Genomic DNA, 13,765 nt, shown 5'->3' on the forward strand with positions numbered 1-13,765 from the left:
ATGGCACATACCTACGATCATCAGACCGTTGAAGCAAAGTGGCAGGCATATTGGGATCACTCCGGGACTTTTCAAGTTCAGGAAGATTCGGATAAGCCCAAATATTATTGCTTGGAGATGTTTCCTTATCCCTCTGGTCGCATTCATATGGGCCATGTGCGTGTGTATGCCATCGGGGATGTCGTGGCTCGCTATAAGACAATGCGTGGATATAACGTGTTGCACCCAATGGGGTGGGATGCATTCGGGTTGCCGGCCGAAAATGCCGCGATTGAGAAAGGGGTGCACCCCAACGTCTGGACTCAAGAGAATGTGGCCTATATGAAAAGGCAACTCCAACGTATGGGTCTGTCCTATGATTGGGATCGGGAGGTGAACACCTCCCAGCCTGAGTATTACCGCTGGAATCAATGGATCTTTGTGAAAATGGTTGAGCGTGGATTGGCGTATCGGAAACGCTCGGCAGTGAATTGGTGTCTTTCTTGTGAAACGGTCTTGGCGAATGAGCAGGTCCTGGAGAAAGAAGGAAAAGACGGGGGCGTGTGCTGGCGATGCGAGTCGGTCGTCATTCAAAAAGAATTGGAGCAGTGGTTTTTCCGGATTACGTCCTATGCTCAGGAATTATTGGATGGCTGTGAGCGGTTAGCGACCTGGCCTACTCGTGTGCTGGCCATGCAGCGGCATTGGATTGGGCGGAGCGAAGGGGTGGAGCTGGATTTTCCCTTAGCGGAGACCGTAGCCGGGCTACAGGCGATCCGGGTGTTTACCACGAGACCGGATACAATTTATGGCGCCACCTTCATGAGTCTGGCCCCGGAATCGCCCCTGGTCGAACAATTGATAACCGGGAGACCTGAGGCCGCAGGAGTGCGAGAGTTTGTGACTCGTGTGTCTCGCGTGGATAAAGCGACCCGTACGGCTGCTGATCGGGAGAAAGAAGGGGTGTTTACCGGCGCCTACGCCATCAATCCGTTTACCAAGGAACGCATTCCGATTTGGGTGGCGAATTTTGTGTTGTATGAATATGGCACGGGGGCGATTATGGCTGTTCCCGCGCATGACCAGCGAGATTTTGAATTCGCACAAACCTATCACATCCCGATTCGGCTGGTAATCCAAGACCCGGAAGGCAAGTTGGCCTCTGAAACCCTGGAGGCCGCCTATGTAGAACAGGATGACGCAGGCCTTTTGGTGAATTCAGGGAATTTTTCCAGCTTGTCCGTGTCGCAAGCCAAACAGGCCATCGGCGAATATGTGGAAACACAGGGATGGGGGAAACGAACCATCAATTTTCGGTTAAGAGATTGGGGGATCTCCAGACAACGCTATTGGGGCACGCCCATTCCGATGCTGTATTGTGATCGGTGTGGCATTGTTCCGGTCCCTGAAGGCGACTTGCCGGTGCTGTTGCCTGACGATGTGCCGTTCACGGGGAAGGGTGGGTCTCCACTTAAGGAATCTCCTTCGTTTGCACAAGCCACCTGTCCCACATGTGGCGGTCCGGCACGCCGTGAAACCGATACCATGGATACCTTTGTGGATTCGTCATGGTATTTCCTTCGCTATTGCTCGCCTAAAGACACCACACAAGCGGTGAATCCCCAGGCCGCACAACATTGGATGGCAGTGGACCAATATGTCGGTGGAATCGAGCATGCCGTGTTGCATCTGTTGTATGCACGCTTCTTTACCAAGGTTTTACGTGACCTGGGTCTCACGACGGCTGATGAACCCTTCACCCATTTGCTTACGCAAGGCATGGTGACCAAGGATACCTATTGGTGTGAAGAGCATCGATGGCTGCTTCCCACTGAAATCAAAAAAAATGGTGAACAGCGCGTCTGTATTCACTGTGGTCAGGCCATTGTGACAGGCCGCACTGAGAAAATGTCCAAGTCTAAAAAGAATATTGCCTCCCCTGAGGACTTGTGTGACCGATATGGGGCGGACACGGCCAGAATGTTTTCCTTATTTGCCGCACCACCGGAAAAAGATTTGGAATGGAGCGATACGGGAGTGGAAGGATGCTACCGTTTTCTCAACCGGGTCTGGCGTCTGGTGCAGGATCTCCTTCCGGTCGTGAATGGGGCGGCTTCAAATCAGGGATCCGGCGAGTCCGTGCTTCTCCCTCAACTGCAACGGGCCACGCATCAGACGATAAAGAAAGTGACGGAGGATCTTGAGCGGGGTTTTCAGTTTAATACGGCCATTGCGGCTCTGATGGAATTTGTGAATGAGTTGTATAAGTTCTGGAAAGAACATCCGGGGGAGACGTTAACCCCTGCCGAACGAGCCGAGTGGCGAACAACGATGGAAACCTTGGTGATGTTGCTTGCACCCTTTGCTCCACATGTGACGGAGGAGTTGTGGGAGATGCTGGGGAAGCGGCCAGGGATGAGCCGGCAGGCCTGGCCCAAATTTGATCCCGTTCTAGTGGCCAGCGCCGAATGGACGATTCCTTTACAGGTGAATGGAAAACTCCGGAGTAAGATCGTGGTTCCAGCCGGATCGACAAAGGAGCAAATCATTACAGGGGCTCAGGCGGATCCCAAATTGGTGGAATGGTTGCAGGGCAAGGTCGCCCGCAAAATTATTTACGTGGAACAGAAGCTGGTGAATTTTGTCATTTAACGCCCTCCCACGAGGTAGGCTTCTTAAGCGGGTGAGATGGCTGCTGAGCGGATGGGGTGTCGTGCTCCTGTGTCTGAGTGCCGGATGTGGGTACCAATTCACGGTTGAGGGGCCGGGTCCGGTGGTCGGGGATAGTGCCGACCATGTTTCGCAAGGACCGCCGGTCCGTTTGGTCTTTCCTGTTCTAAAAAATAACAGCTTTGAACCAAACCTGGAATTCAAATACACCAGGTACCTTCGTCAGGCGTTTCAATCGGTCGGAAGCGCCGAATTTGTCGATGATGCCTCCGCCGATTTTATTATGGAAGGCGCGATCCTATCGGTCTCGCTTCCTTCGTTGGCCTTTACCCGCACGCAGACACAAGAAAGCCGAGTGATGGTGAGGGTGGTGGTGAGGGTGAAGGATCGGAAAACGGGAAGAGTCCGATGGTCTCAAGCCGGAACCAGTACGGCAGAGTTCTTTGTGGGGGCCAAATCAACCTCAGATTCCGAGACTGGATTGCAATTTAACCGGGTCTTGCAGGACCGGGCCGTTGAACAAGCGGGGATACAGGTGGCTGCCGACTTAGCCGATCAATTTTTGGGAGCCAGGGATCAGGGGGTTTTTGATAGGAATAGAAATGACGCTGTCCCGGATCCGGAATCCAGTGAGGACGAATCCCTCGATATCTCGCCTCAGGGAGACTTTTTGCCCCCAGGTTCCCAGATGCCTTGATTAACGGAATGGTTTGGCAGGTTTCTCTCCTGCTTTGGGCGCATTCACCATGAAAGTTCATGAACTTCAAAGTCAGATCAACCGGCAAGGGTTATCCCCTCTGTATTTGGTGATTGGGGAAGAGCCCTATTTTCGCGATCAGGCCTTGAGCATTCTTCGTGCGGCAGGTCAGGAAACGGATGGTTCAAAGTTATCGGACCATTCAACGACCAATGATTCCTCCCAGATGTTTCATGTCGATGTCGTCTATGGTGATGAAACCGACGCGTCGGAAATATTAGCCATTTCTGAAGAAACCTCGTTTTTTTCTCTGAGGCGACTGCTCATCATTAAATGGGCAGACAAGCTGTCTGCCCGGGATGGTGAAGCCCTCATGCCCTATTTTCAGGCTCCCAATGAAACGACCACGCTGGTCATCACTGCGGCGAAATTGGATGGGCGAACGAAGTGGGTGCAAGACCTGAAAAAACGGGCGACGGTGGTGGAATGCTCTCCGGTATTTGAGGGGCAGCGAGCAGGGTGGGTTACGCAGCGAGCCCGAGAGTTAGGCTTGCAGTTGGAGGACAGTGCTTTGGAGATATTGAAGGATCAGATTGCCGAAGGGTTGTATGGGACGGCTGGTGAATTACAGAAATTGGTGGCGTTTATGCCGGAAGGACATCGTGTCAGCGCCACGGATGTGGAAACGGTTAGGGGAAAACCGCCTGGTATTTCGGTCTTTGACTGGTCTGAAGCCGTCGCCCGAGGAGATCAGGGGCGAGCCCTGGATATCGTGGCAAAAAATTTGGAAACGGGCGAAGCACCCTTACGTATGTTAGGTGCCTTTTTGTGGCAGATGCGGAAGATTTGGAAAACTCACGCGTTGATGCAGGAAGGGCATGATGCGGGACAGGCCGCACGCCAGGCAGGAGTTCCCCCATTTCGTGCCCGTGAATTTGTCCAACAGGTGCAGCGGTGGAACGAGCCACTCCTCCGCAGGGCATGGGAACTATTCGCTCAAGCTGATTCGGCTCTCAAAGGAGGGCAGGCATCACGTCCGAAGCTTATTTTGGATGATCTGGTCATCCAACTGTGCCAGGCCACAAAAGCAGGTCAAGGCACCAAGGTCTTAGCTGGTCGCACGAAACCTCACAAGGTGTGAGATTCCGTGACCATTTTAACCGAATTATTTGGTTGAGAGAGTATTGACGCGGGAGGCGAGGCGGGAAACCCAACGAGAGGCGGTGTTCCGATGAAGCGTGCCTTTGGTGACCGCTTTATGCAGCTCAGAGGTGGCTTCCCGCAAAGAAGCCTTGGCCTCGTCGCCCTTGTTCTCTTTGACTGCCCCATTCACCTTCTTGATAAAGGTCCTTACCCGTCGCAGGATAGACCGGTTACGTTCCTGGCGTTTCAGAGTTTGACGAGCTGCTTTGATTGCTGAATGATGTCGATTAGCCATATTTTCCTCCAGAGAAAAAAACCGAATCGATTTTTTATCACAATTGCATGAAAGTGGTCAAATGAACGCGTCGTAAACTGTTGTGGTGGTCAAAAAGCCTCATGACCATTGAGAGATGAGTTTATCTTGAAAAATTAGGTCAAATATCGTTGGTGGGCGCGAGTGGTATTTGGCTTGCGACCCTTACGGCCCTCTGATAAGATTGCCCTCTTCTTCTGCGTGAAAATTCCATGTGATGGTGGGTGTAGCTCAGTTGGTTAGAGCGCCGGATTGTGGATCCGGAGGTCGCGGGTTCAATTCCCGTCACTCACCCCATTTATTTTCATAATCCACGTAAGCCCGTTTGTAGGTATGTTGTAGATGCCGCAAACTCCCATCGTGTTTTCTACATTATCTCCGCCTGGTATTTTTTTCGAATAATGACGGAATGATACGTTCTATTCCGCTAGTGCTGCTTCGCTTCCTTACTCCCAGACAACTTTGATGTACACATGAGTTGCTTTGGAGGCGAGTCATCATTTGGCCTGCCTCATTTTGGTTGGAATCAGATCTAGGGCACGATGACTTTTTGAGAAGAACCAAGTCCACTAGTCATAGGTAAAGGGCAGGTATTGGTAGAGCCAGGTTTCGGTCAGGGTTCGATCCCCAAGCTTCAGGAATAGGCGGAGATTGACCGGCTCCTTGCCTTCGACATAGAGATCGAAAGCTGCCCGCCAATTCCTGGTGCCGACCACTTGCAGGGCGTATTCGTTGTCGATTCGACCCTTGGACGTGCTGATGACCGGTTTAACTTTGTCCAGCTTGGTGATCTCATTGAGTGGCCCACCCTCGAAGTCAATCACGAATTTCCGGCCGCCTTTCGGGCGTGGCTGACCGGGAACGCCGGCATTGCCCAGTCGGGTGTGAATGACCCGGGCGACCGTATCGGACGGATAGGGTTCGGTCGCGACCCAATGAAGTCGATAGGTGTAATGCCACTCGGAGCCGGCCTTAACCGGTTCTTTCGGCAGCCAATAGATGACGATATTGTCATGGATTTCGTCGTCGGTTGGAATTTCGATCAATTGGATTGCGCCTTCGCCCCACTCACCTGCCGGCTCGATCCAGACGCTTGGCCTCCGGTCATAGAATACTCCGTCATCTTCATAGTGGTAGAAGGCGCGATCCCTCTGCAGCAAGCCAAAACCCCTGGGGTTGGTATCGGCGAAGCTATTGGTCATGACCGATGACGGGTTGTTGAGGGGACGCCAGATACGCTCGCCTGCCCCGGTCCACATTGTCAGACCGTCGTTATCATGGATTTCTGGCCGCCAGTCCCTGATCTGATGGCGATTATTTTCGGCATACCAGAACATGCTGGTCAGCGGTGCGATCCCCAGGCGTTTGATGTCCTGGCGCGGGTAGAGATTGGCGTCGATATCCATGAGGATCTGCTGGTTTTTGATGCAGACCATGCGGAACGCACCGGTGACGCTCGGGCCGTCGAGCAGGGCATAGACCACAAATTCCTTGCTGTCCGGGGTGCCCGGCTCCAACCAGAATTCGGTGAATCGGGGAAATTCCTCCGGGGTGGGCAGGGCCGGATCGATTGCCACGCCTCGCGCCGAGAGGCCGTATTGATTGAGTTCTCCGGAACTGCGGAAATAAGAAGCACCGAGAAACGCCATCCAATCGGTGGTTGCTCCTGGTCCATCCTGGAGGCGAAAGCCGGAGAAGCCAAGATCATCCGGAAAGACCTTGCCGAGACTGGTTCCGCCAAAGGTGTAGTACTCGGAACGGTAAAGAATTTCTCGGGACCGGCCATCCTCAAGAGCATGAATCTTTACGGGCACTTTGAAATAGCGGCCAAGATGGAAGAACTGAGCCGGAAAATTCACGCTGCCGTCTTCGCCCAGCCCTCGCTCGCGTTTGAATACGATCTCCTGAAAGGCGTCGTAGTCGATTGATTCCAAGACCGCGTCATGACGGACCACAGGCTCCTCATAGGGCAACGTGGCCATTGCCTTGGCGCGTTGCTTCAGCTCATCAAATGAGAAAGGTTTGGCGGTATCGAACTGGATTCCGGAGGTCCCGGCTCCACTTCGCGCCTTGGGGAGGGCAGTCAAGGCACCGAGAGCGCTCATTACAACGAGAAATTGTCGGCGATTCAACATATTGGGACCACCTGCGAGGTGAAAGAAACCTGTGAAGACAGCATAGGATTTTGCCCTAACCCTTGTGGCGCATTGTCAGCCAATGCCAAAACACGGGGACTCATGAAAGAATTACCATCCACAGCCATATTTTGGTTTCCGTAGAGGGCTTCCGATTCTGGCCCTCGGCTCGACGTTTGGTGATAAGAATAGTAAATGGATTTGGGGAGGGTCAGATAAATACCAAAGAATTCACCGGAGGGTCAATCAGCGCGGCCAGGGATCGGAGGGGAAAACGCTTGAAATAAACATGTATGCGCGAATTTTTGATAATTTTGAGGGGGATTGAAACACACTACCCTGGATTGTCAGACGAAGAAATTATCGGAATGGTGTTTTGGAGATGATCATGAATAGTTCGATCAATGGAGTGTTTTTTCAAAGCGAATTTTTTTGTTCCATTAATATGTAGAATGATGTAGACTACGATATCTTTCTTCATAATTAAGCTGAGTTATCGTGGACCAGGATAGTGTCATGCCCCCAACGTCCTTTCCTGACATGCCTACCTGCCTGCTCCAGGCAATTTCCAAACTCTTTCCATATATTCATCAGGATCATGGCTTCCCTGATCCGAATCACGACGCCTTGAAAATTAATTGAAAACCCATATACGGTGGACAGAAATGCCTTTTTGTTAACCAGACAGCCTGAAGAGATGTAGAAGCCATAAGCGGTTTAGAGAATATTGATGAAACGAAATGAGAAAGGACGCACAATGCGGAAAGCTCACGGGAAGGTATTGCCTTTAGGGGCTCTCGTTTTTGTCCTGGTAATGCTAGGGGGAGTGTTTCCGTCCATGGCTCAAGCCACTGTCCTCACAATCAACTTTGCAGGATCAGGCACTGGAAGGGTAGAAGCCAATTCTCCGGGGACTGATACGTTGAACATTTTTGCGAGTAACACGCTAGACTATGATCAGAATTCCTCTGTCACGCTTACCGCCGCTCCGACCGGGATTGGGACATCACAGTCAATCTTCAGTAGTTGGGCTGGTTGTGCAAACACTTCTGGAGATCAATGCACCGTGGTTATGGATGCCGCCAAGGCGGTGACCGTAACCTTTAATCTCGTCCCGGTCAGTCCACCGGTCACCCCTCCCGTCAATCTTTCTGTCAATTTTGCGGGAACGGGAACGGGACAGGTTGCTGGAAGTGGGGCGGGAACAGCGCCGTTCACTATATTTAATAGCCAAACCATACCCTATGACGTAGTTCAACCACCTTCTTCGGTTACCCTTACGGCTACTCCGACCGGTTTAGGGGCATCCCAGTCAACCTTTGCTGGTTGGAGCGGTGCCGGGTGTACGGGCACGGGCACGTGTACGGTGAGTATGTCGGCCGCGCGGACGGTGACGGCCACGTTTATTCCCGTGCAACGGACGCTGACGGTCACGAAAATTGGCACGGGGACGGTCACCAGTAATCCTCCGGGCATCTCCTGCGGGAATGACTGTACGGAGGATTATGCCAATGGGACGTCAGTGACGTTGGCGGCGGTGCCGACTGCAGGCTCGACGTTTGGGGGTTGGAGTGGCAGCGGGTGTACGGGCACGGGCACTTGTATCGTGAGTATGACGGCGGCGCGGGCGGTGACCGCCACGTTTACTCCGGTGCAACGGACCTTGACGGTCACGAAAATTGGCACGGGGACGGTCACCAGTAATCCCCCGGGCATTTCTTGCGGGAACGACTGTACTGGGAGCTATGCCAATGGGACGCCGGTGACGCTGATGGCGGTGGCGAGTGCCGTTTCGACTTTTGAGGGGTGGAGTGGCAGCGGGTGTACGGGCACGGGTACGTGTGTTGTGACCATGACCGCCGCACACACGGTGACCGCCACGTTCACGACCGTGCAGGAAACCCTGACAGTTACGAAGGGTGGGACGGGTAGTGGAACGGTCACCAGTAATCCTGCGGGCATCGCTTGCGGGAACGACTGTATCAAGAGTTATACCAACGGGACGTCGGTGACGTTGACGGCGGTGGCGAACGCAGGCTCGACCTTTGGGGGTTGGAGTGGCAGCGGGTGTACGGGCACGGGAACATGTAACGTGAGTATGACGGCGGGGCGGACGGTGACCGCCACATTTACGACCGTGCAAGAGACCCTGACGGTTACGAAGGGCGGGACGGGTAGTGGGACGGTCACCAGTAATCCAGGGGGCATCTTTTGCGGGAACGATTGTACCGAGGGCTATGCCAATGGGACGCCGGTGACGCTGACGGCGGTGGCGAGTGCTGGCTCGACGTTTGGGGGTTGGAGTGGGAGCGGGTGTGATGGCACGGGCACGGGCACCTGCACGGTGAGTATGACGGCCGCACGGACGGTGACGGCCACGTTTACTCAGAATCCAGGCAATCAACCGCCGTCGGTGAATGCGGGGCCTTCGATTACGATTGCGTTACCGAATACTGCTGCACTGAATGGCACGGTGACGGATGATGGTCTGCCGGCCACGCCGGGGACGGTGACCAGCACGTGGAGTAAAGTGAGCGGGCCGGGGACGGTGACCTTTGCTAATGCGTCAGCTCTGAGTACGACAGCCAGTTTCAGCGAAGCGGGCACATACGTCTTGCGGTTGACCGCGACGGACGGTGAGTTCGGACCAAGTTCCGAGCTGACCATTACTGCGAATAATGCCGGTGCAAGAAGATTATCCAACGATTTGAATGCTGATGGAACGGCAGATCTGCTTTGGCGAAATAGTCTCAATGGCCTTGTGGTGGGCTGGCTCATGAAGGATGCTGCGGTGACCACGACCGGTGTGTTGGGTGGAGTCCCATCGAATTGGCAGATTATGGGGATGGGCGATGTGAATGCGGATGGCCAGGCCGACGTGATTTGGCGAAATACGACGACCGGAGTCGTGGCGGTGTGGTTTATGGATGGCTTGGCCCACACCTCGACTAGCTTCCCTGGGAGTGCGTCCCTCAGTTATGTGATCAAAGGAATCGGTGATGTGGATGGCAATGGAACCGCAGATCTTATCTGGCACAATAAGGTCAACGGTTCATTGGCTATCTGGCTGATGAATGGGTCGACTATTGCCCAGTCGGGCTTCCCTGGTAGTGCGCCTGTGCAATGGGAAATCGTCGGTGTCGGTGATGTGGATGCCGATGAAAGAGCCGATGTGATTTGGCGAAATACGACGACCGGGGCGGTGGCGGTGTGGTTTATGGACGGCTTGACCCACAAGTCGACTGGATTTCCAGGGAGTGCGCCTCTCAATTATGTGATCAAGGAAATCGGTGATGTGGATGGCAATGGTACGGCCGATATCGTCTGGCACCATAAACTCAATGGTTCGGTGGCCATCTGGATTATGAACGGGCCCACAGTGGCCTTTGTCGGATTTCCTGGTGGCGTGCCCCTGAACTGGCAGATCACGGGAATGGGTGACGTGAATGCCGACGGTCAGGATGACGTCATTTGGCAGAATCGGGCGAGTGGCGCGGTGGCGCTGTGGCTCATGAACGGGAAAGATGTCATGGATACTAAATTCCCGCGTGGCACTTCCACTGACTGGGAAATACAATAGGATGATCTGATGTGACATTGTTTGATGCTGAAGGCCAAACCGTCATCGCAAAAATGAGAGTGATGGTTTCATTGTAGGTCCGCCGGGGACAGTTGTTTTAGTAAGATCAGAGCAAGGCGGGCTGGCAGTCCGGCAGTTTCAACAGAAGGCGATCCCTCAGGTATACGCGGTAGGACAATATCTTGCCTCTTGATAAAAGCCTCACATCTTCGGGTGTGAGGCTTTTGTCATGAAAAAATTCTTTCCTCACATTTCATGTGGAAATATTGTGTGCAGTAGGGGGCAATGAATCATGTGAAATGTGAGGTCATGCCGTAAATACATGAGTGCTGGATGGAGGCTCAGTTGCTCCATCTTATTCACTTGAAAATACGGCAAGAGGTCTGCCCTTGGTCGTGAGGAGGTTCTCGCACTACTCTTCTATGTTAAGTCTATGCCTATTGCCAATTTCGTTTTTCGAGACGCATCTCTTTTTTTTATTGTTTTGTTGCGTTTCCTCTTCTGAGTGAATGGTCTGTCCTTTCTCCTCCTGATAATTTATAAAAATGTTTTCGTCTGGGTCATGTACCCTCCTGCGAGATAAAACTATTCCGGGTAGGATGACGCCATACCCCTTTTAGCCCAAGCCTAATTTCTCTTCTCCCGCTCGAAGAAACCAACAGCAGTGCTGATCCCCTCTTTTTTTAACCAGGAATTTACATAACATTCGGTTGAGGTTTTGTAGAAGGGAGGCCTGAGCTTCGAGAACGATTGGCTCCTGTTGGTGATTCTTGAATGGGGCTGTTGAAAAAAGCCGCCAGCGGCGTTCTCGTCATTTTTCCGTGCTCACGTACTGGAAGTACGCTCTGCGCGCAAAAATGACTGCGGCCTTGCTGGACGAACCCTTCGAAAGGCTCAGGGCATGCTTTTTTGAACCGCCCCGAGCCTCTGATAGGCAACGTGCCTGTGGGTCAATGTGCCCATGGAAATTATTATTCAACACTCCCTGAATTTGATCACCGCATAGGGAAATGGCCTTTGGGAAATAATAGGGGAATGCCTCTATTGGTGTTCTATGCGAGGGAGAAATTCCAACGTTTTTAAGGAGTCTTGAGAGAATACAGAAATGGCGAGGGAGGGAAGATCTGGAATGTGCCACACGAATTTTAAGAATGGAGTTGTCTATCCGATAAGGGTAGTCAGCGTTGCTCATTTAATCACTTATGTCAAATCAATTGATGTCCAAACACGAAATAACCCACGTAACCGTTCTGGCCGGGACCATCAGTGCCCTCATCCTGGTAGGAATGATTGGCATATTTCTTCCGTCACAAGGTCTCGCTTATAAAATCGAGATTGGTGTATCAGGGCCGATTGGGGGGGATTCAGTTGCCGAGGAAAATGGACGTACTGAAATCCAATTAGACACGGGTCCGGTGATCGGACCGGATGGTGAAGCCGGCTCTGCTTTTGCCACAGCCAATTTAGCGACTGGAACCCTCGCACTTAAAGTGACCTCGACGACTCCCGATGCCAGCTCGCAATCGGGAATGGGACTGGCCTCCATTCATATTGATGATCGTTTAACATTTAAGCTGGATCCCAACGTCTCGGTTGCGAATATTAAGTTTTCCATGAGCGTCGATGGGTTTCCCTCTTGTCAGGATTTGTCGTCCAATTGCTTTACCAATGCAATCATTCGTCTGGGAGATGTGAGTGATCAGGCCCTCGGCCTTCCTTTACCGGAGCCAAAGGTATTGGAGGTGAGGGTCAAAGTTGTTGATGGGCAGGAGCTCCCCATTGAGGCATTTTTGTCGGCCAGGGTGGAGATGAATAATCTCATTGATGTCAGCGATCCAAGTGCAACGATCAGATTGATTCTGCCAAAGGGAGTCAGCTTTACCTCTGAATCTGGGGTGTTTCTCGGTCTTCAGGCTCCTTCGGAGGAACCCTCTCCCCGTGCCCCTGTGAATTCCGATCTCAATGGAGATGGCAAGGCGGATATCGTCTGGCGCAATGTGAGAACAGGTGAGGTGGCGGTGTGGTTGATGAATGGCGGTCTGATTGGTTCGTCGGGATTCCTGGGTGGGGTTTCATCGGATTGGCAGATCGTTGGAGTGGGTGATGTGGATAATGACGGCATGTCTGATATTGTCTGGCGCCATGCTCTCAATGGTGCGGTGGCTGTCTGGTTTTTGAACGGGTTGACGATCACGTCCGCCAGTTTCCCTGGGAGCGCGTCCTTGGATTGGGTGATTAAGGGAGTGGGCGATATGGACGGCAATGGCAGTGCCGATCTCATCTGGCACAATACGCAAAACGGAGCGGTTGCGGTCTGGCTCATGGATGGAACCTCAATTAGCCGATTCCGTTCCCTGCCCGGCGTGCCATTAGCGTGGCAGATCGTCGGGATAGGTGATATGAATGCGGATGGTCTTGCGGACATCATTTGGCGCCATACCGGCGGGGTATCCGCCGTGTGGGTGATGGATGAGTCGGCGATTGCCTCAGTGGGCTTCCTCGGAGGGACCGCACCGGAATGGGAGAAAGCGGGTTTTGGTGATTTGAACGGCGATGGGACGACCGATATGGTCTGGCGTCATACCCGTACCGGGAAGGTGGGGATCTGGTTGATGAACGGCGGGGCGATTGAAGTTTCGGGCTTCTTGGCAGGTATGCCTTCGGGGTGGCGGATTGCGCAGGTGGGTGACGCAGACGGCGATGGGAAGGCCGATGTGATCTGGCATAATCGCAGTACAGGACAAGTGGCTGTCTGGCTCATGGATGGACTGACCGTGTCCTCGACAGAGTTCCCCGGCAGCATTTAGACCGAATGGGGCGTTTACGCTACGCGTAGTCCTCCTTCACAACCGATCTTATTCAACCCAATCCCCTTGAGCTTGAATCACCAGGATCTGTCTATACAGTTCTTTGTTTCGCTCTTCTGCAAGTTCCCACTCACCTCATTGTTCTTTTCAACAAAAATAATCATGAAAGAGGAAAATCTCGCAAGAGATTCCTAATGGGCTGTCCCTTAATCAAATTTTTTTTGAAAAGGGCTATTGGTCAAGGTTCTCCGTAATTGTGGTGGGTCAATTCCGAGTTTGTATTGCTTCCCTACTGGGCATGGGGGTATTCGGTTTTTTGTATGGAGTGTGAGAAATGAGGCAGGTGATAGATCCCAACAAATCAGGTTGGATCTGTGGGAGTCGTGCCATGGGAAAAACGGGTATTGCCCATACGATTTGTCATGTGTCCATAGTCGAATC

The 13,765-nt window shown here is 52.7% G+C and carries 7 protein-coding genes and 1 tRNA gene; 6 read left to right on the top strand and 2 right to left on the bottom strand.

Annotation, left to right across the window (positions count from 1 at the left end; all coding sequences use genetic code 11):
* The 3 genes from leuS to holA are packed head-to-tail and all read left to right on the top strand — an operon-like array spanning position 1 to position 4,487.
* Positions 1-2,631 (top strand): leucine--tRNA ligase, encoded by a 2,631-nt coding sequence (gene leuS / locus PJI16_07730; GenBank protein MDT3777448.1) that lies wholly within the window; start codon positions 1-3, stop codon positions 2,629-2,631.
* A 31-nt stretch (positions 2,632-2,662) separates the two neighbouring features.
* Positions 2,663-3,346, top strand: a complete 684-nt coding sequence (gene lptE / locus PJI16_07735; GenBank protein MDT3777449.1) for an LPS assembly lipoprotein LptE — start codon at positions 2,663-2,665, stop codon at positions 3,344-3,346.
* A gap of 49 nt (positions 3,347-3,395) precedes the next feature.
* Positions 3,396-4,487, top strand: coding sequence for a DNA polymerase III subunit delta (gene holA / locus PJI16_07740; GenBank protein MDT3777450.1), 1,092 nt, complete (start codon positions 3,396-3,398; stop codon positions 4,485-4,487).
* Positions 4,488-4,511: 24 nt separating this feature from the next.
* Here holA and rpsT read toward each other — a convergent pair whose 3' ends face one another.
* Complete coding sequence (gene rpsT / locus PJI16_07745) at positions 4,512-4,784, bottom strand: 30S ribosomal protein S20 (protein MDT3777451.1); 273 nt, start codon at positions 4,782-4,784, stop codon at positions 4,512-4,514.
* A gap of 238 nt (positions 4,785-5,022) precedes the next feature.
* Between rpsT and PJI16_07750 the strand changes: the two genes are divergently transcribed.
* Positions 5,023-5,099: transfer RNA gene (locus PJI16_07750), tRNA-His, on the top strand.
* A gap of 272 nt (positions 5,100-5,371) precedes the next feature.
* Here PJI16_07750 and PJI16_07755 read toward each other — a convergent pair.
* Positions 5,372-6,937: a glucan biosynthesis protein D gene (locus PJI16_07755; GenBank protein MDT3777452.1), complete on the bottom strand. Its 1,566-nt coding sequence runs from the start codon at positions 6,935-6,937 to the stop codon at positions 5,372-5,374.
* 757 nt (positions 6,938-7,694) lie between these two features.
* Here PJI16_07755 and PJI16_07760 point away from each other — a divergent pair.
* Positions 7,695-10,517: a hypothetical protein gene (locus PJI16_07760; protein ID MDT3777453.1), complete on the top strand. Its 2,823-nt coding sequence runs from the start codon at positions 7,695-7,697 to the stop codon at positions 10,515-10,517.
* 1,217 nt (positions 10,518-11,734) lie between these two features.
* Positions 11,735-13,324, top strand: a complete 1,590-nt coding sequence (locus PJI16_07765; protein ID MDT3777454.1) for a VCBS repeat-containing protein — start codon at positions 11,735-11,737, stop codon at positions 13,322-13,324.
* The last annotated feature ends 441 nt before the right edge of the window (positions 13,325-13,765 follow it).

The organism is Nitrospira sp. MA-1, from assembly GCA_032139905.1.
Taxonomy (GTDB): Bacteria; Nitrospirota; Nitrospiria; order Nitrospirales; family UBA8639; genus Nitrospira_E.

Bases quoted from the DNA above. Each gene is read 5' to 3' on its own strand.
- leuS (MDT3777448.1), top strand. From the start codon at position 1: ATGGCACATACCTACGATCATCAGACCGTTGAAGCAAAGTGGCAGGCA.
- holA (MDT3777450.1), top strand. From the start codon at position 3,396: ATGAAAGTTCATGAACTTCAAAGTCAGATCAACCGGCAAGGGTTATCC.
- rpsT (MDT3777451.1), bottom strand. From the start codon at position 4,784: ATGGCTAATCGACATCATTCAGCAATCAAAGCAGCTCGTCAAACTCTG.
- PJI16_07755 (MDT3777452.1), bottom strand. From the start codon at position 6,937: ATGTTGAATCGCCGACAATTTCTCGTTGTAATGAGCGCTCTCGGTGCC.
- PJI16_07760 (MDT3777453.1), top strand. From the start codon at position 7,695: ATGCGGAAAGCTCACGGGAAGGTATTGCCTTTAGGGGCTCTCGTTTTT.
- PJI16_07765 (MDT3777454.1), top strand. From the start codon at position 11,735: ATGTCCAAACACGAAATAACCCACGTAACCGTTCTGGCCGGGACCATC.